This window comes from Micromonospora sp. RP3T, from assembly GCF_003027925.1.
GTDB lineage: Bacteria > Actinomycetota > Actinomycetes > Mycobacteriales > Micromonosporaceae > Micromonospora.
Map to the genome: position 1 here is coordinate 24,586 of NZ_PYPS01000003.1, position 18,156 is coordinate 42,741.

Below are 18,156 nucleotides of genomic sequence, written 5' to 3' on the forward strand. Positions count from 1 at the left end.
AGTGTGGAACCCGATCACGATCCAACCGGGCCTCCTTCCGCGAGCGAGGCTGCTGCGCGTGAGCTCGCTCGCCTAGCCGGATGGGAAGGTGTATCCGGCTGCCAAATCGACTGGGAAAGTTTCGATCACGCTTTCGGGCTCCGGCTACCAGGCGATTTCCGAAAGTACGCCGAGATCTTTCCGCCCGGAGTTTTTGAGCTTATTGCAGTCTTTCATCCGTGTGAACCTCAATTCAACAATGATCCTGTAGCCTACCGTGAGCAGGTGCTCCGTAGGAACGAAGCGGCGAATGCACTCGATGCTCCCTACAGGTTCGGATTGGGCGTTGGTGAGCTGCTCCCGTGGGGAACGGTGAATGGCGAATATGAGCTTTGTTGGCAGTTGGGCCTAGGGAATAGCGATAGTTGGAAATGTGCAGTGGTCGATGTCCGGACCGAAACCTGGGAACTTTACGGTGGCGGGATGGTTGACTTGCTGTTATCGGTCCTGAATGGAAGTAGCGAGATCGCTTCCCTCGACTACTTTGAAGATCTTTTACCGATTCGGTTTCAGCCTTACGATCTGTAATCGCTAGTGCTCCGTCATGCAGCCTTAAACGTGTAATCCGGGTGGCGAATCTTGGGATCGGCGGCGAATCCGGATTTGGTCGGGCTCGTTGGTTTCGACGTGGGTGTAGTCGCCGATGGCGGACACGAGGTCAACTACCGTTGGAGCAGCGTGGTGGCCTGCCGGGGTGTGGTGCTGGACTTCTGGTGCTCTTTGATCACGATTGCTTCCACCCGCCCTGGGAGGAGCCGTGGGACGTGGACTGGTCGTGGCCGGTCGACGCCGCCGAGGTCCAGCAGCTGAAATTTGCCCTCGTCGGGTGCCCGGACCCGCTTGCAGCCATCCTGCGAATCCCGCGCACCGCGGGTTGCGCGAGACCACAGACAGGCCGCCACCGCGTGAGGTCCCGGTGACGATCGTGCTGACCGAGGACGGGCTGCCGCAAGTCCGGTCGGTACAGGATCTATAGAGCTGGCAGGACCGGTGGATAGACGGTCAGACGTGGCGAACGTTCAACCATGGCCCCCCCGTTTACCCCCCGAAAACCCAAGCCAAATGTTGGCGAAGAGTGACAAGAGCCCGTGAGGCCTTAGCGACGTTCTTGCAGCTCAACCACCACCTCAGGCAAGCAGTGACAAGCTCACTCCGGCTACTTTCCGTTACAAGGGGTCGTCGGTTCGAATCCGGCCGTCCCGACAGTAAGAGGGTTTCCGCAGGTCAGTGACTTGTGGGAGCCCTCTTTTCATTGGCCTGGCGCAATCCGACGCCGTTCAAGGCGCTGCTGGAACCCTTGACTCGGGTAGTTCGGCGAGCGCATTTGGGCTGTCTCTCTGTACACCGGCTGGTAGGCGCGTTGCATGGGCATGGCCTAGTCGCTGCTGGATCACTAAACGGCAGGCGATTTCGGACAGAAGGGGCGTGCTTTCCTGTGCCGCTCTTGTAGGTCATGTGGTCGCGGCCCGCCGCTACGACGACATGATCACCAGGACACCGGGGCGGCAGGTCTGCGCGTAGTCGTCAACTCATGGATGGCGGAAGGCTGGTAGGCCGCGGATGTCCCAGAGGCGGGGCGGACGAGAGCGCGCCGCCGATCAGCTACCGCCGGTCCCGAAGCCCGAGATTGGGGGGGCGGGCGGTATGGGAGCAGGCGGGTGCGCTGAACGGAGTTGAACACCGCCCAACGGCATCGAACGGCACTCAACTGCACGCACCACGACCTGCAAGTTCATGTTCTCGCAGGTCAGAGTCGGCGCGGCTTCCTGCGCTCGTCCGTAGGTGTCAGGAGGTGGCCTGCTGCTTTGCGCACGCACCACGCTACGTGCCGTAGGAGTCCGTTTAGTAGGGATGGATTCGCTTTCGCGCTAACCATCTGTGATCTTCTATTGACTGACGGTTGGTGGGGTGGCTACGTTTCGCTCCTCTTGATCGTGTGGGGACGGGGGCGGTCGTGGACCAAGAGGTTCGTTCGTCGCGGGTTATTGCGGCAACCCGGTGGTTGCTGCGTCGGGGCGCGTTGGCCGTGTCGGTGTTGTTGGCGGTGACGCTGTTGCCGTTCGTGCCGGCTTACGCTGGGCCTTCTCGCGGCGGTGCGGCGGCGAAGGATCGCTCGGTTCCGGTCTCACGGGTGGCTACGCGCAAGCCGGTGGTGGCGCAGTCCACCAGGCAGCAGTGGAAGCCGTCGCCGGGGCGTGTCGCGTCCGGTGGTTCGGCGGACCTGGAGGTTGCGTCTGCGGCGTCTGCTGCGGGCAAGCGTCGGGCTGCGGTTGGGGGCCTGCCGGTTTCTGTGATGGCGGATGGGTCGGCGCCTGCTCCGGACGGCGTGCACGTGCAGGTCTTCGATCAGGGGCAGGCGCGTGAGGCGGGGGCGGCGGCGGTGGTGCGGGTCGCAGCCCGTGACACGGTGACCGGTCGGGCCCGGGTAGAGATCGACTACTCGGGGTTGACGGGGCTGTTCGGCGCGGCGTGGGCTTCACGAGGTTTACGCCTGGTGTCGTTGCAGGGCTGTACGACGGGTGCGGCCGGTGAGTTGTCGTGCCGGCAGGCGGCGCCGTTGCCGACGCGCCACGATCGGGCGGCGCAGGTGGTGTCGGCGGCGGTTGACGTGCCGGCGCGTAGCGCACTGACCCCGGAGTCACCGCAGGCTCAGCCGTTGGACGGAGCGATGGTCGCTCTGGTGGCGGGACCCGCAGGGCAGACCGGCACGTTCTTGAAGACGCCGTTGAACGCCTCGGCGAGCTGGTCCGCTGGCAGCCAGGCGGGAGATTTCTTCTGGTCGTACGACATGGAGGTACCGGAGTCGGCGGGCGGGTTGGATCCGGAGATCGGTCTGGACTACTCCTCGGGCCGGGTCGATGGGCAGACCAACGGGGAGAACACGCAGACGTCGTGGATCGGTGAGGGCTGGGACTACCACCCCGGTTACATCGAGCGGTCCTACCGGACGTGCAAGGACGACCTGGCGAACTCCCCGGCCTATACCAACGCCACGGGTGACCTGTGTTGGCGTGACTACAACGCGACGCTGGTGTTGAACGGCAAATCGACCGAGCTGGTCCGAGACGACACGACCCAGCAGTGGCGGTTGGCTGACGACGACGGCTCCAAGATCGAGTATTTGACGGGGGGGACCAGCGACACCCGGAACTGGAACAACGAGCGGTGGCGGCTGACCACCCCGGACGGCACCCGCTACACGTTCGGCGCGAACTGGATCGACAGCCGGGAGACCTTCTCCGTTCAAGGCGTGCCCGTGTTCTCCAACCACGCTAGTGACCCCTGCTACAAGACCGGCGGATTCGCCGGCTCATGGTGCGGGATGGGCTACCGGTGGAACCTCGACCTGGTTGAGGACACCAGCGGCAACGTCATGTCGTACTTCTACTCCAAGGAGTACAACCGCACCACCCGCGCGGGTAACGCCAGCGCCTTGACCACCTATGACCGGGCCGCGACATTGTCGCGGATCGAGTACGGCTCGCGCGGCTTCCCGCAACCCACGACGGCACCGATGCAGGTCGTGTTCTCCACCGCCCCGCGCTGCCTGGGAACCTGCGGCACCGAGGCGAGCCCCACGGTCGCGAACTGGCCGGAGACCCCGTGGGACCTCACCTGTTCCACCGCCCCGTGCACCGTCTCCGGCCCGACGTTCTGGACCGCCCGACGGCTGCAGTTCATCACCGCGCAGGTCCGACGCGGCACCAGCTACGTCGACGTGGACAAGTGGGAGCTACTGCACCAGTTTCCCGCCACGGGCGAAGACGCGGCGTTGACCTCGCCTGCGCTGTGGCTGGCGCGGATCCGCCGCACCGGCGGGGACGGCACTGCCACTGAGACGCTGCCGGATGTCACGTTCGGTGGTACCCGGTATGCCAACCGCACCGACTTCAACGTCGCTGCCGGAGCCCCAGCCACGAACAAGTACCGGGTCACCGCGGTCGGCGACGAGACCGGCGGCGAAATCCTCGTGACCTACGAGGGTTCCGACTGCACGATCACTGCCCTGCCCGCGGACCCGGCTCAGAACACCAAGCGGTGCTTCCCGCAGTACTACAGCCCGCCGGACAACGTCGGTGGCTGGTCGTGGTGGAACAAGTACCGCGTCAAAGAGGTGACCGAGCGGGACAACGTCGGCGGATCACCGAACGTCACCACCTCCTATGCCTACGCCACCACCGCGACCGTCGGCTCGGTGACTGTGGGATCGGCGACCACTGTGCTGTGGCATCACAACGACAACGCCTGGGCCTCACCGTTGGAGAAGCGCAGCTGGTCGGACTTCCGGGGCTGGCCCATCGTCACCGTGACCAAGGGCGCCAGCACCGAAACTCGTTCTCAGTCCATGTACGTGTACTTCCGCGGCATGTACGGCGACCGCACGGACGCCGGGGAGAACACCCGGGCAGCCACCGTTCTGGCCTCGGACAACTTCCCGGTCACCGACTTCAACGCCTACGCCGGCATGCTGCGTGAGCGCATCGACTACGCCAGCCCCGGCGGGCAGCCCTTGCTGCGGCAGATTTACGGACCGTGGCGCGGCCTGACCGCCAAGCGCGTCGAACTGCCGGCATACGCGCAGCCGACCACCTTCGAAGCGTTCTACGCCCAGCCGCGGGTCTTCCACACCTACGAGTGGATCGCCGCCACCAGTACCTGGCGCCGCTCGGAGGTGTTCCACCAGTTCGACACCACCTACGGCACCACCCTGAGCACCACCGACAACGGCGACACCTCAGCAACGGGCGACGAAACCTGCACCACCTACACCTACGCCCGCAACGTCACGCCCGGCTTCTGGCTGACCGAACTGCCCGCTGAGGAAACCACCACCGACTGCACCGCCAACCCGGCCCCGGCGAACATCCTCGCCGGAACCCGCACCTACTACGACGGCACCACGACAGTCGGAGCCACCCCCACCAAGGGCCTGGAAACCCGCGTCGACGAGCTGGCCACCTACACCGGCACCACCCCGAACTGGATCACCACCGACACCACCACCTACGACGCGCACGGCCGGGTGAAGACCAGCAAGGACGGCGTCAACCGCACGACCTCCTTCGACTACGTGCCCGCCACCGGCAGCCCGGTGACCGCCGTGACCGAAACCAACCCGGCCGGGCACACCACCACCGACACCCTCGACCTTCGAGGACAACCCACCTCGTCGGTCGACGCGAACACCAAGACCACCACCGCCAAGTACGACCCCCTCGGACGCCTCACCAAAATCTGGCGGCCCGGTCGCACCACCTCACAGACGCCGAACACCGAATACGCCTACAGCGTCACCAAGACCGCACCCACCACCGTGCAGACCAAGACGCTCGGACCCAACGGCAACCAGATCAGCTCCTACGAAATCTACGACGGCCACCTGCGCCCACGGCAGACCCAGACCACCGCGCCCGACGGCAAACGCGTCATCAGCGACACCCGCTACGACACGCGTGGCCTCGAAGCGGCCGAGTCGGCGTTCTACAACAACGCCTCCGCACCCACCGGCACGCTGCACACCTTCGCCGACACCGACGTCAGCACCCAACGCCGCTACACCTACGACGGCCTCGAACGCCCCACCGTCGATGCCCTCTGGGCGCAGAACGTCAAAAAGTGGGAGACACTCGCCGCCTACGACGGCAACAGCGTGGCCGTCACCCCACCATCCGGTGGCACCCCGGTAACCCTGATCAAGGACGCCCAGGGCAACACCACCGCCAAGCGCCAATACCAGGGCGCCACCCCCACCGGCGCCTTCGACGAAACCAGCTACGGCTACGACCGCCTCGACCGGCTCACCTCCATCACCGACGCCGTCGGCAACACCTGGACCCATACCTACGACCGGCTCGACCGGCTCGTGGCCAGCACCGACCCCGACGCCGGCAACTCGTCCTACACCTACGACGACGCCGACCAACTCACCACCACCACCGACGGCCGCGGCGACGTCCTCTACCGCGCCTACGACGCACTCGGCCGCCCCACGGAGCTACGCGACGACACCGCCACCGGCAACCTCCGCGCCAGCTGGACCTACGACACCCTCGCCAAGGGATACCTCACCTCAGCTACCCGCCATGACACATCCGGTGCGTACATCCAGCAGTTCACCGGCTACAGCGATCTCTACCAGCCCACCGGTCAAAGCACCGTCGTCCCCGCCAGTCAGGGAAACCTCGCCGGGACATACACCACCGGCTTCAGCTACCACACCGACGGATCACTGGCCAGCACCGATCTGCCCGCCAAGGGCGGCCTGCCAGCTGAGACCGTCAGTAACACCTACACCGACCAGGGCTACCTCACCAGCGTCACCGGACTGGCCACATACCTCGCCAGCGCCCAGTACTACTGGCACGGCGCTGTCAAACAACAACTCCTCGGTTCCGGTGCCAAACGCGCCCGCTTCACCAGCACCATTGACGATGCCACCGGTCGACTCAACGCTCTGCTAGCCGAGACCGAGAACCAGACCACGCCCGGCAACTGGGACGAGAAACTCACCGAGCAATACGCCTACGATCCCGGCGGAAACATCACCAGCATCGCTGAGACCAACGCCGGCTCTGTCGTAGCCAATCAGTGCTTCGGCTACGACTACCTCCAACGCCTCACCGAAGCCTGGACCACCACGGCAATCGCCTGCCAAAACGTCCCGGGCCAAGCCATCGTCGGCGGCGCCGACTCCTACTGGCACAGCTACACCTACGACAAGACCGGAAACCGCACCACCGACACCCGCCACACCGCCAGCGGTGACACCACCCGCACCTACAGCTACCCCACACCGGCAAGCAGCCGCCCCCACGGCTTGGACAGCATCACCACCAATGGCGGTGGACCGACGACGACCTACACGTACGACAATGGCGGCTACCTCAAGACCCGCATCTCCACCGGTAAGCCCAACCAGACACTCACCTTCGATGCCGAAGGGAGCCTCACCCACCTTACCGACGGTGCTGTCAACCACACCTATCTCTACGACGCCGACGGCAACCGACTGATCGCTGACAACCCGGGTGCAGACAAGACCCTCTACCTCGACGACACCGAATACCGCCTCAACCACAACACCGGGCAGGTCATCGGCACCCGCTACTACCCCAACGCCGTCCGCACCCCCGCCGGGCTCACCTGGACCGCCGCCAACCACCACGGCACCAATCAGCTCGCCATCGACAGCTCCACCCTCACCGTCACGCGCCGACGCCTCACCCCGTTCGGCGAGGACCGCGGAGCGCCCCCCAGCACTTGGCCGGACAACAAGGGCTTTGTCGGGGGAACCAGCGACCCCACCGGTTACACCCATCTCGGTGCGCGCGAGTACGACCCGACCACGGGACGATTTCTCTCGGTCGATCCCCTTGTCGAGTACGGCGATCCGCAGACTCTTCACGGGTACGCCTACAGCAACAACAGCCCCATCACCTACTCAGACCCGGACGGGTTGATGAGGACTGCTCGGGATGTCGGAGGAGGCGGCTCCGTCGGCGGCGGAGGCCGTGGAGGTGCCAGCACCCCGACCTATCGCGGGCCCAACGGTGGCGCCACCAGCGCACGAGCTGCTGCTCGCTATAGCAGGACTCCGCGTATGAACCCTCGTCAAGAAGCCCGCGAAATGCGGGCGATGAAGGATCACATTCGCGCCAACCCGAACAAGAACCGTCTTTCGAAGTCAACCCCCAAGCGGAAGCCATCGGGTGGCCATAATGGCCCGAAGGGCAATAGCAAGGGTAAGACCTCTCGTAAGGGTGGAGGCACGAGCAAGGGCACCAAGAATAGCCGGAGTAAGGGCGGCTCCAACAAGGGCAGGGGCAAGGGCGGCTCCAGTAACGGCAAAAGCAAGGGCGGCTCCAGCAAGGGAAAGGGTGGCAAGGGGTCATCTAGGGGCAAAGGGACTCCTCCCGGCCGTACGGGTAAGGACCGGGATGGCGACAGGCAACGGCCTGAGGCGGAGGCGGCTGCCCGCGAGGGGACGGAACGCGCCGATCGCGTAGCGGAGGGTTTCGGAACTGGGCTGCAGGACATGGGCGACATGGCCACATATGGCAAGACCCTGGGCGAAGCTGCGACCATCAGCTCGAGTTCCAGCAGGGTGCCGAGAAACTATCCGGTGTGGAACAGTCCTGACGCTGGTGGGCCGGCCTTCGGTGTCGAGTGGTTGCTCGGTCCTGCCGCCTTGATCGCAGTGGTTCGCAGGATGATTGGCATACTGAGACGATGACGTCGCACCCGACAGACTCCCGACGCGCGGACGGGGTGGGCTGGAGTCTCCAAGCGCAGCTCCTGCGAGCTGAGTTGCGCGGTGATGAGCGGGAGTGGCGTCGACTCCTGGTCCTGAACAGGCAGGCGGGCGGGAGGTTCGGGGTGATGCCCGCCGCCTTCGCTCTCGCCTTGCATCGGTGGTTTTCAGTTGTTAAGGACCGGCGTGAGGTCACCCGCTGCGTCGCCCGGTACAACTCGGCAGCGCCGCCAGAGCACCGGATTCCAGCTCGAGAGGCGGAAGCAGTGCTCCGTGGCACCCTAGGAGAGGCGTACCTGCTCGACCTGGTCGACGAGAAAGCAACCGCCCTGATCATGTACTCGATGCTGTTCTGGCTGGCGCATGAACTCGGCCTTTCCGAAGAGCAGCTAGACGACCTCGTGGTCGCTGCAGATGAATTGTCCGACAGGGCGGTGTCCGTGTCGGAGAGTGACGGCGAGCCAACGCTCGACTTGGAGAATTTCTTGAAAGGGGATGCAATGCGCTGGCGGCCCCTCAATGCATCCTAGAGTCCTTGCGTAGGAAAAAGGAAGGATCGGTTGGTAAGTGACATGGCGCGGAGCCGGCGTAATCGTTATCGAAATAGGGCTGACTCGGAAGGTCTTGAGGTGGGACCCCGAACGCTGATGGGCCGCTTTCTGTTGGCAAGCATGCTTCGCCACAAACAGGAAAGCGATCGGCTCGCGGCAGAGTTCAACGAGTTCGGTTCTCTTGCATCGGCGCACGTCATGATTGCGTCATTTGAGATTGCGGTTGGCCAGATGTTCAAGCCTGGTGTTGATCTCGAAGAGATCGGCATTTTCGTTTCGGATATGCGCCGTGGCTTCGGCTCGGATGTTCCCTTCCTTGAAACGGAGGCTTTGATCCGGCATATGTTAGGCGAAGACACTGCGATCAACGATCTGTCGGTGAGAACCAAGACGGCGGCAATGATCTTCACGCTGATGGCGTGGGCAGACTTCCAGCAACGCGATGAGGTCAAGGCAACACATCTCGTGCGAGAGGCAGAGCAACGAGCGTTCGAGCGAGGACATCAGCCAGAGCTAGCCTAACTAAGGGACGTCTCGTAACTCGGTTGGCGGTCCATCGTGGATCACGTCGGCGTGCAGGTGATCTCAGCGGCCCGCCCGGAGTGGGTCTTTCCATTTACCGGGCTGCAGCCCGCCCAGTTCCGCAGGCTGGTCCGGCTGGTCGCCGAGCGTGGCGGTCGATCGCCGGCGACCGGCCAGGCCGGCAGTGGTCTCTCGACCTCGCCGATCGAGTGCTGCTGGTCGCCGCGTACTGGCGCACCAACCTGACGACGCGCCAGATCGGTTCGCTGTTCGGGTGTCGCACTCCTCCGCCCATCGGGTCATCGACACCGTCGGCCCCCTGCTCGTACTGGCACCGGGACGCCAGCGTCGGGTCGACCAGATCACCATCGTCGACGGCACCCTCATTCCGACCCGGGATCACCGCCTGGCCGCCCCGAGCAAGAACTACCGCTACTCCACGAATCTGCAGGTCGCCATCGACGCCCACACCCGCCTCGCGTCTCCCCTCGGCGATCCGCAACCCGGCAACCGCAACGACACCATCGTCTACCGCACCTCGGAGCATCGACCAGAAGGCGACGACTTCGGCAGGTCGTGCAACGACGGGTTGATGTCCCCATGGAATCGGCTTCGGCGTGCTCGCCCGCTGAGCGCCGCGCGCGACGTACGCGGCTGACGTGCGGGCCTGGTCACGATGCGGGAGGAATGGAGACCCCGCTGTCGTCGAGCTGTGAGCCGTCCAACGCGCGGTCCGTCTCGACGGCGGTCAGCGACACGGTCACGTCGCCGTGCGGGGTCGGGAAGCGGGTGAAGTGCAGCAGGACGAAAGTGCTGATCCGGCCACCGCGCGGCCACCACCTCCGTGACGCTGACCCGCGCTCCCTGCTCGGCGAAGAGCCGGGCGATGCCGTTACCGATGCCACTGCCGCCGCCGGTGACGACGTCGTGTGGCCCGGGAGCAGGTCGGTGATCCCCAGGGCCATCACGGTAGGTATCGCGTCGACGACCGAACGAGGACCGTGGCGTGTTCCCGCCGCCATCGCCGCAGCGCTGGAGGAGCATCCCCCGACTGGCGGACCATGGACGCTCCGGGCGGGGCGGCGTCGCCCCTCAGCCCTGTCGCTCGCCCCACACCAGCATGGCGTCCAGCACGCTGCGCAGGCTGCGGCCCCGGTCGGTCAGGGCGTAGACCACGCGCGGCGGCACCTCCGCGTGGACGGTCCGGGTGAGGATGCCCTGGTGTTCGAGGACGCGCAGCCGGTCGGTGATGGTCTTGGCGCTCGGTCCGCCCAGCGCGGTGCGCAGTTCCCCGAAGCGCTTCGGCCCGGTGAGCAGCTCGCGCACGATCAGGGTGGTCCACTTGCCGTCGAGGACCCGCAGGGTGCGTTCCACACCACAGCCGATCGCCGGCACCGTCGACAGATCCGCTGTTCGGGCCTTGGTTTCCATACGGATACTATGCGCGGTTCTGGGTACTGGTGCCAACGCGGATCTAACGTTCGCGCATGACTTCACGCGAGAACGACACCGCCGGCCCGCTCACCGTGGTGGTGCACGGCGCCACCGGCACCCAGGGCGCCCCCGTCGTACGCCGGCTCGTCGCCGCCGGGCATCGGGTCCGCGCCGCCGTCCGCGACCCGCAGCGGCTCGCCGCCGTGTTCCCCGCCGACGTCGAGCCGGTGGCGGCCGACCTGCTCGACCCGGACTCGTTGCGGCGGGCCTACACCGGCGCGGACGCCGTCGTCGTCCACCTGCCGCTGGTCTTCGCCCCGCAGCGGGCCGTGCCGCAGGCGGAGGCGGTGCTCGCCGCGCTGGGCGGCGCCGGAGTGCCGCGCGCCGTGTTCAACGCGGGCGGCCCGTTGCTGCCGGGCCCGGTCGGGGTGCCCTACCTCGACGCCCGCGCGGTCCTCGCCGCCCGGCTCGGCGACGTCGTTCCCGTCGCTGCCGTCGTCGGGCCCGCCGGGGGTTACCTGGAGAACCTGTCGGCGGCCTGGTCCGCGCCGCGGGTGGTCGCAGGGGAACTGGTCTATCCGCTGCCCGCCGAGGTCCCGATGCCCTGGGTCGCCCTGGACGACCTCGCCGAGGTCATCGCCGAGAGCCTCACCGCGCCGGCCCCGCCGGCGCGGCGGGTGATCGCGGGTCCGCAGCCCCTCACCGGCGACGCGGCGGCGGCCGAACTGGCGGCCGCCCTCGACCGGCCGGTGCGGTGGCGGACCATCGGGACCCACGAGTACGAGCGCATGCTCGCCCCGCACATCGGCGCGGAGGCGGCGGCGGGCATCGCCGGTTTCTACGCCCCGCCGTCCGGAGCGCCGGCCCGGCCCGCCCCGGACCCCGGCGCGGTCACCACCGGGCGCACCACCCTGCGCGAGTGGGCGAGCCGGCAGTCCTGGCCCGCGCCGGTCGCCACCGGCGACTGATCGTGGCCACCGCCGGGTCCCGGGGGCGGTTGGCGTCGGCTCGCGCCTGCGCTGCCGGGCTGACCGCCGGCGACCGGAACGGCCGGCCCCACCCGCAGGTGACGGCCGGCCGTCCGGGTCGGCGGGACGTCAGGACCGGTGCTGCTGCGGCACCCGCCAGCGCCCCCACCAGCGCAGCGCCACCAGCAGGGCCCCGTAGACGGTGGCGTTGTCCGGCCACTGGGTGACCACCCGCCCCGACTTGACCGCGAAGTAGTTGTTGCCCTGCACGAACGCGGTGGCGTTGATCTTCCGTTGCAGCCAGTCGTTGTACCGCTGGTTCGCGGCCTCGCTCACCTCCACGGACGGCCGCCGGGTGCGCACCAGCCGGCTCAGCTCCCGGCTGATGAAGCGGGACTGGCGTTCCAGGTTGGTGACGATCAGGCCGCCGTTGGTGTTCGGGCCGTACAGCATGAAGAAGTTCGGGAAGTTGGGGGTCATCATGCCCAGGTAGGCGTGCGGCTCGCCGGCCCACGTCTCGCGCAGTGTGCGCCCGTCGCGGCCGACGACCTCGACGCTGGACAGGTACTCGGTCGCCTCGAAACCGGTGGCCAGCACGATCGCGTCGAACCGGTGCCGGACCCCGGCGGTGTCGACGAGGCCGTCCGGGGTGCAGCTCAGCACGGCCCGCGGCACCACGGTGACGTTGTCGCGCAGCAGGGCCGGATAGAACTCGCTGCTGACGACCGCGCGCTTGCCGGCGAAGGGATAGTCCGGGGTCAGGGCCGCCTTCAGGTCCGGGCGGCCCGCGAACACCTTTTCCAGGTACGCCAGGGCCCGCTCCCGGGCCCGGGTGTTGATCCGGTGTCCGGGCCGGAAGAGCGCGCCGCGCCACTCGCGGCGCTCCTGGAGCAGGTAGAGCCGCAACCGGTTGAGTCGTTGCAGGGTGTGACTGCGGTAGAGCCGGCGTTCCCGGGCGGTGAAGTCCCGGTCGCTCTTGGGCAGCAACCAGCCGGGCTGCCGCTGGAACAGGGTCAGCCGGGCCACGCTGGGCGCCAGGGTGGGCACCACCTGGGAGGCGCTGGAGCCGGTGCCGACCACCGCGACGTTCCGGCCGGTCAGGTCGTGCCGGTCGTCCCAGACCGCGGTGTGCAGCACCGGTCCCTGGAACTCCGCCAGCCCCGGCCAGTCCGGCCAGCGCGGCTTGCCGAACATGCCCAACGCCGACACCACCACGTGGAAGTCCCGCTCCGTTCCGTCGGCGGTGCGCAGCCGCCACTGCGCGCGTTCCGCGTCCCAGGTGAGGTTCTGCACCGCCGTGCCGAACCGGATCAGCGGTCGCAGGCCGAACCGGTCGACGACGTGCTCCAGGTAGCGCTGGAGTTCGGCCTGCCGCACGTGGGTGCGGCTCCAGTCGTAGGGCGCGAAGGAGTAGCTGTACAGGTGGGAGGCGGCGTCGGTCTCGGCGCCCGGGTACCGGTTGTCCCACCAGGTGCCGCCGGGGCCGTCGGAGCGTTCGAAGATGGTGACGTCGGAGAAGCCGCGCCGGCGCAGTTCGATCGCGGCGGCGATGCCGCCGAATCCCGCGCCGATCACGGCGACCCGCAGCTCAGCCGGGCGTGAGGGGGATGTCAGCACGTCGGTCTCCAGGCTCGGACGAGCTCGCGCAGGTCGTGCGCGAGACGGGTGATCACGGCGTCGGTGGAGGGGACACCGACGTTGGTGGCGAAGCCGTGCACCTGGCCGTCGTGCACGCGGCAGGTGACCGGCACGCCGGCGGCGCGCAGTCGGTCGGCGAAGAGCAGGCCCTCGTCGCGCAGGACGTCGCAGCCGGCCAGGTCGAGCAGGGTCGGCGGGAGCAGGGCGAGGTCCGGGGCGCGCAGGGGCGCGGCGTCCGGGTCGGCGCGGCGCGGTTCGTCGGGGACGTACTGCTCCCAGAAGAAGCGCATGTCGTCGGTGGTCACCCAGTAGTCGTCGGTGCCGAACCGCCGGTACGACGGTCGGTCCAGGTCGTGGTCGGTGACCGGGTAGAGCAGGGCCAGGCCGGCGAGCGGCGGGCCGCCCCGGCGGGCGTGCCGCAGGGCGGTGACGATCGCCAGGTTCCCACCGGCGCTGTCCCCGCTCAGCAGCACCGGCCGCTCGCCGGCGACCTCCGCGTACACCCGGTCGAGCAGGTCGTCGCACGCCCGCACGGCGGCCGGGTAGGGCGCCTCCGGCGCGAGCGGGTACGCCACGGCCAGCACGTCCAGGCCCGAGCGGTGCGCCAGCAGTCGTTGCAGCGGGGCGGACTCCCCGGGCGAGCCGAGACACCAGCCGCCGCCGTGCAGGTGCAGCAGCACGCCGGCGCCGCCCCGACCGGCGGGACCGGTCAGCAGGGCCGGGGCCCCGCCGGAGAGGGACACCTGGCGCTGCACGGTGCCGGCGAGCACCTCGTCGTCGACCCGGCCGAGGGTGGCGGCGCGGGCCCGGGCCGCCGCGACCCCGGTGTGCCGCAGCGGAGCCGCCCGCTCGGCGAGCAGGGCCGACATCAGGCGCCGTGCGTCGGGGTGCAGCGGGTCGGGTGGGGTCGACGGGGGTTCGACGGGGGCGGTCATGGCGCTCCTCGGCAGGGATGGGTGCGGAACGGGGTGGTCAGCCGACCTGCCAGCCGCCATCCACGATCAGCCGCTGTCCGGTCAGGTAGCGGCTCAGGTCGCTGGCGAGATAGACGTAGGTGTCGGCGATCTCGTCGGTGTCGGCCAGGTGGCCCAGCGGGATCCGGCGGGTGAACGCGGCCCGTTCGGCCGCCGCGTCGGTGCCGTTGTCGTCGGCCCGGCGCCGGAACAGCTCCTCCATCATCGGCGAGCCGACCTGGCCGGGGCAGACCGAGTTGACCCGGATGCCGTGCGGGGCCAGGTCGGCGGCCATGCTCTCGGCCAACCCGAGCAGCCCGAACTTCGACGCCGAGTAGGCGGCGTTGCCGGCGCCGCCGCGCACGCCGAACAGCGACGAGGAGAAGATGATCCCGGCGGGTGCGCCGGCGGCGGCCATCCGCCCGGCGAAGACCGACGCGGTGTGGAACGCCCCGGTCAGGTTCACCTCGATCACCCGACGCCACTCCGCCTGGCTGATCTCCAGCACCGACTTGAGCACCAGCACACCGGCGTTGACCACGAGCAGGTCGCACTCGCCGATCGACTCGGCGGTCCGGGCGGCGCACCGGCGGACGCTGTCCGGGTCGGTGACGTCGACGTCGACGCCGTGGCTGGGCACGCCGTGGCGGGCGGCGATCGAGGCGGCGACCTCCGTGCAGGCCGCGCCGTCGAGGTCGGCGACGACCACCGCGGCGCCGTGCGCGGCGAACCGGTCGGCGATGCTGCGGCCGATCGCGCCGACCGCGCCGGTGACGACGGCGCGGCGGCCGGCGAGCAGCGCGCCGCCGGCGGGGTGGGGGACGGTCATCGGTGGCCTCCAGGGGGGTGGCGGACGGCGTTGAGCACGATCTGGTCGTGCCCGGGGACGATGCGGGCGTCGGAGTCGGCCGCCTCGCGCAGCAGCCGGTGCAGGGAGCGTTCGGCCAGCTCCTCGTCGCCGGGGCGCTCGGCGGCGCAGGAGCCGCAGGGGGTGCGGTCGAGGAAGTTCTGGCCCAGGTCGGCGGCGTCGGCGGCGAAGATCCAGGTGCCGGTCTCGGGCAGGTCGACGCGGAGCGACAGGTGGCCGGGGGTGTGCCCGGGGGTGCTGAGCACGCGCACGCCGGGGGCCAGGTCGGTGTCGCGGTCGAGCAGTTCCCAGCGGGTGTCCGGGTGGGACCAGTCCGGCGGGTGGAAACCGGCGTCCACGCCGACCGCGCCGCTGCGGACGAACGCCAGCTCATCGCGGTGCAGGGCGACCGGCACCCCGTGCCCGGCCAGGGTGGGGATGCCGCCGGAGTGGTCGACGTGCAGGTGGCTCACGACCGCCCGGGACAGCTCACCCGGGGTCAGCCCGACGGTGGCCAGCGCCGCGGCCAGCGGATCCCCGTCGAGCCCCCACGTCCAGCGGCGGTCGGCCGGCGGGGTGGGGGTCAGGTGCCAGCGTGCGTCGTCGTCACCGGTGTCCGCGGCGGCGTAGGCGGCCTGCACGGCGGGGGAGTCCAGCGCGGCCCGGGACATCCCGGTGTCGAAGAGGATCCACTCGTCGCCGCTGCGGACCAGCACTCCGACGAACGGCTCCCAGTAGAGCCGCTCGACCGGGCCGCCGCGCAGGGACAGCGCCTTGCTGACCCGCTCCGCGCCGTACTGGAGCAGGTAGAGCCGGTCCGCGCTCATCTCGGTCGCCGATCTCTGCGCGACTGTCGCTGCGGCTCGCTGACCAGGGAATTCATCCGGCAAGCGTAGGCGGGGTGGCGGCGGGCGCGGTCAGCCATCGGCCTGCTCCCGCCGCGCGGCACGGCGTTGGGCGACGGCGTGGAGGGCCATCCGGAGCGCGACCAGGGTGAGGAAGGCGGCGAAGAGCACCGCGGCCGTACGCGGTGGCAGCCAGACGGCCACCGCCGCGCCCAGGATCGAGGTGGCCGTCCCGGCCAGCCCCATGGTGGCGGCGGCGCGCAGGTCGGCGTTGCCGCGACGGTGGTTCGTCCAGGTGGCGAGGATGCCGGTGGGGATGACGGCGAGCAGTGAGGTGCCCTTGGCCACCACGTCGCTCATCTCCAGGAACAGGATCATGACGGGGACCATGAAGATCCCACCGCCGACGCCGAGCAGGCCGGAGAGCACGCCGGTGACCACGCCGAGGGCCACCAGGGCGAGCGCCACCCCGACGGTGAGGTCGAGGGTCGCCGTCCGGTCGGGGATCTCCACCACCAGCCGGGCCGCGGCGAGCAGCATGAAGCCGATGAACAGCCACCTCAGCGGCGGCTGCGGGATCCGGGCGAGCAGTCGGGCGCCGACGACAGCGCCGCCGGCCGCGCCCGCGACGAGCAGCCCGGCCACCGGTAGGTCCACGGCGTCGAAGAGGAGGTAGCCGACCACGCCGGAGACGGAGATCGGCACCACGGCGGCGAGGGAGGTGCCGTGTGCCAGCCGCTGGTCGAAGCCGAGCAGGAGCACGATCGCCGGGACGATGAGCACCCCGCCGCCGACGCCGAAGGCGCCGGAGAGCAGCCCGGCGACCAGGCCGATGAGGGCGAGCTTCCACAGCGGCGGCGCGGGTCGGACGGCCGGGGCGCGGGTGGCGGCCGGCGCGGTCACGCCACACCCGCCGGGACGTCGTCGGCGGTGGCGGCGTGGTGGCCGACGACGCGGTGGTAGTTCACCGGGTCGGTGGCGCCTTCGGTGTTGACCACCAGGACGCAGGCCTCGGGGGTGAGGCCGGCGCGGGCCCGGTCGGCCGGGTCGCCGGTCAGGGCGACCGCGAGGAGCCCGCCGAGCCCGGCCGCGCCTGACTCGCCGGCGACCACCGAGGCGCGGGCGAGTTCCGCCATCGCCCGGTGCGCGGCGTCGTCGTCGACGGCCAGGAAGACGTCGGTGCCGGCCCGGACCGTCGGCCAGGCCAGCACCGAGGGCAGGCCGCAGTTGAGGCCGGCCATGGTGGAGCGGTGCGGGCCGGGGACCTCGGCCAGCCGGCCGGCGCGGGCCGAGGCCATCAGGCAGTTCGCGCTGGTGGGTTCCACCACGACGGTGCGCGGCGGAGGGCCGGGCCGGTCCGGGGCGCGGAAGTGGCGTACGCCGGCGGCGGCGAACGCTCCGACGCCGGCCTGCAGGGCCACCACCGTGGGGGCGGGGAGCCCACGTCGGGCGGTCTCGGCGTCGATCTCGGCGAAGAGGGTCGCGTAGCCGGCGATCACGGCGGCCGGGGTGTGTTCGTACCCGGGCCAGGAGGTGTCGGAGACGACCAGGGTGTCGGGTCCGGCGAGAGCGGCCGACGCGGCGATCGCGTCGTCGTAGCTGCCGTCGACGACCACCACCTCGGCGCCCTCGCCGGCGATGGCGGCGGTGCGGGCCTCGGCGGTGCCGGCGGGCACCAGGATGGTGGCGGCGACGCCGAGCAGGCGGGCCATCCGGGCCACGCCGCGCCCGTGGTTGCCGTCGGTGGCCGCGACCAGCCGGCGGGTCCGGGGGCGGGGGATCGCGGCGGCGACCCGGTCGAGGGTGAGCGGGGTGACCGGCGCGGTGACCCAGTGCCGCAGCACCGCGGTGACGGTGGCCCAGGAGGCGCCGAGGATCTTGAAGGAGGGCAGCCCCAGCCGGACCGCCTCGTCCTTGACCAGCACGGTTCGCACGCCCAGGAGCCGGGCCAGCTCGGCGCTCTCGCGCAGCGGGGTGGGGTGGTAGCCGGGCAGGCTGCGGTGGAAGGCGCCGGGACCGGCGTGGTCCGGGGACGTGCCGGTGGGCAGTGCCGGGAGCGGCCCGGTCGCCGGGTTGACGTGCAGGTCGTAGCGCATCGGTGGGTCGCC

12 protein-coding genes and 1 pseudogene are annotated in these 18,156 nt (G+C 69.4%); 6 read left to right on the plus strand and 7 right to left on the minus strand.

Features of this window, described 5'->3' with window-relative positions; genetic code table 11:
* Nucleotides 1–3 precede the first annotated feature (3 nt).
* The 5 genes and pseudogenes from C8054_RS31650 to C8054_RS03615 all read left to right on the plus strand — a co-directional run.
* Nucleotides 4–567 (plus strand): hypothetical protein, encoded by a 564-nt coding sequence (locus tag C8054_RS31650; protein WP_146179847.1) that lies wholly within the window; start codon nt 4–6, stop codon nt 565–567.
* Between the two features lie 1,426 nt (nt 568–1,993).
* Nucleotides 1,994–8,272 (plus strand): RHS repeat domain-containing protein, encoded by a 6,279-nt coding sequence (locus C8054_RS33165; protein ID WP_146179848.1) that lies wholly within the window; start codon nt 1,994–1,996, stop codon nt 8,270–8,272.
* A gap of 146 nt (nt 8,273–8,418) precedes the next feature.
* Complete coding sequence (locus C8054_RS03605) at nt 8,419–8,820, plus strand: hypothetical protein (RefSeq protein ID WP_146179849.1); 402 nt, start codon at nt 8,419–8,421, stop codon at nt 8,818–8,820.
* Nucleotides 8,821–8,919: 99 nt separating this feature from the next.
* Nucleotides 8,920–9,363, plus strand: a complete 444-nt coding sequence (locus tag C8054_RS03610) for a hypothetical protein (RefSeq protein ID WP_146179850.1) — start codon at nt 8,920–8,922, stop codon at nt 9,361–9,363.
* Nucleotides 9,364–9,414: 51 nt separating this feature from the next.
* Nucleotides 9,415–9,898, plus strand: a pseudogene (locus C8054_RS03615) (transposase family protein); the annotation flags it as partial.
* A gap of 557 nt (nt 9,899–10,455) precedes the next feature.
* Here the strand turns inward: C8054_RS03615 and C8054_RS03625 are convergent.
* Nucleotides 10,456–10,794 (minus strand): helix-turn-helix domain-containing protein, encoded by a 339-nt coding sequence (locus tag C8054_RS03625; protein WP_107155269.1) that lies wholly within the window; start codon nt 10,792–10,794, stop codon nt 10,456–10,458.
* Nucleotides 10,795–10,850: 56 nt separating this feature from the next.
* On the opposite strand from C8054_RS03625, the gene C8054_RS03630 reads away from it, so the two are divergent.
* On the plus strand, nt 10,851–11,765 hold the full coding sequence (locus C8054_RS03630; protein WP_107155270.1) for an SDR family oxidoreductase: 915 nt from the start codon (nt 10,851–10,853) through the stop codon (nt 11,763–11,765).
* Between the two features lie 129 nt (nt 11,766–11,894).
* On the opposite strand, the gene C8054_RS03635 is transcribed toward C8054_RS03630, so the two are convergent.
* The 6 genes from C8054_RS03635 to C8054_RS03660 all read right to left on the minus strand — a co-directional run bounded on the left by C8054_RS03635 (nt 11,895) and on the right by C8054_RS03660 (nt 18,144).
* The gene (locus tag C8054_RS03635; protein WP_158273796.1) at nt 11,895–13,382 is read right to left on the minus strand and encodes an NAD(P)/FAD-dependent oxidoreductase; all 1,488 of its coding nucleotides are present in this window, start codon (nt 13,380–13,382) and stop codon (nt 11,895–11,897) included.
* Entirely contained in the window at nt 13,376–14,338 is a 963-nt protein-coding gene (locus C8054_RS03640) for an alpha/beta hydrolase (RefSeq protein ID WP_158273797.1), read from the minus strand. The genes C8054_RS03635 and C8054_RS03640 overlap by 7 nt, the downstream gene beginning before the upstream one ends.
* Before the next feature lie 37 nt (nt 14,339–14,375).
* Complete coding sequence (locus C8054_RS03645; RefSeq protein WP_107155273.1) at nt 14,376–15,185, minus strand: SDR family NAD(P)-dependent oxidoreductase; 810 nt, start codon at nt 15,183–15,185, stop codon at nt 14,376–14,378.
* Nucleotides 15,182–16,030, minus strand: coding sequence for an N-acyl homoserine lactonase family protein (locus tag C8054_RS03650; RefSeq protein ID WP_107155274.1), 849 nt, complete (start codon nt 16,028–16,030; stop codon nt 15,182–15,184). Before C8054_RS03650 ends, C8054_RS03645 begins: the two co-directional genes overlap by 4 nt.
* 90 nt (nt 16,031–16,120) lie before the next feature.
* A complete protein-coding gene (locus C8054_RS03655) occupies nt 16,121–16,951 on the minus strand; it encodes a sulfite exporter TauE/SafE family protein (protein ID WP_107155275.1) in 831 nt (276 codons plus the stop codon).
* Nucleotides 16,948–18,144, minus strand: coding sequence for a diaminopropionate ammonia-lyase (locus tag C8054_RS03660; protein ID WP_107155276.1), 1,197 nt, complete (start codon nt 18,142–18,144; stop codon nt 16,948–16,950). Before C8054_RS03660 ends, C8054_RS03655 begins: the two co-directional genes overlap by 4 nt.
* Between the last annotated feature and the right edge of the window lie 12 nt (nt 18,145–18,156).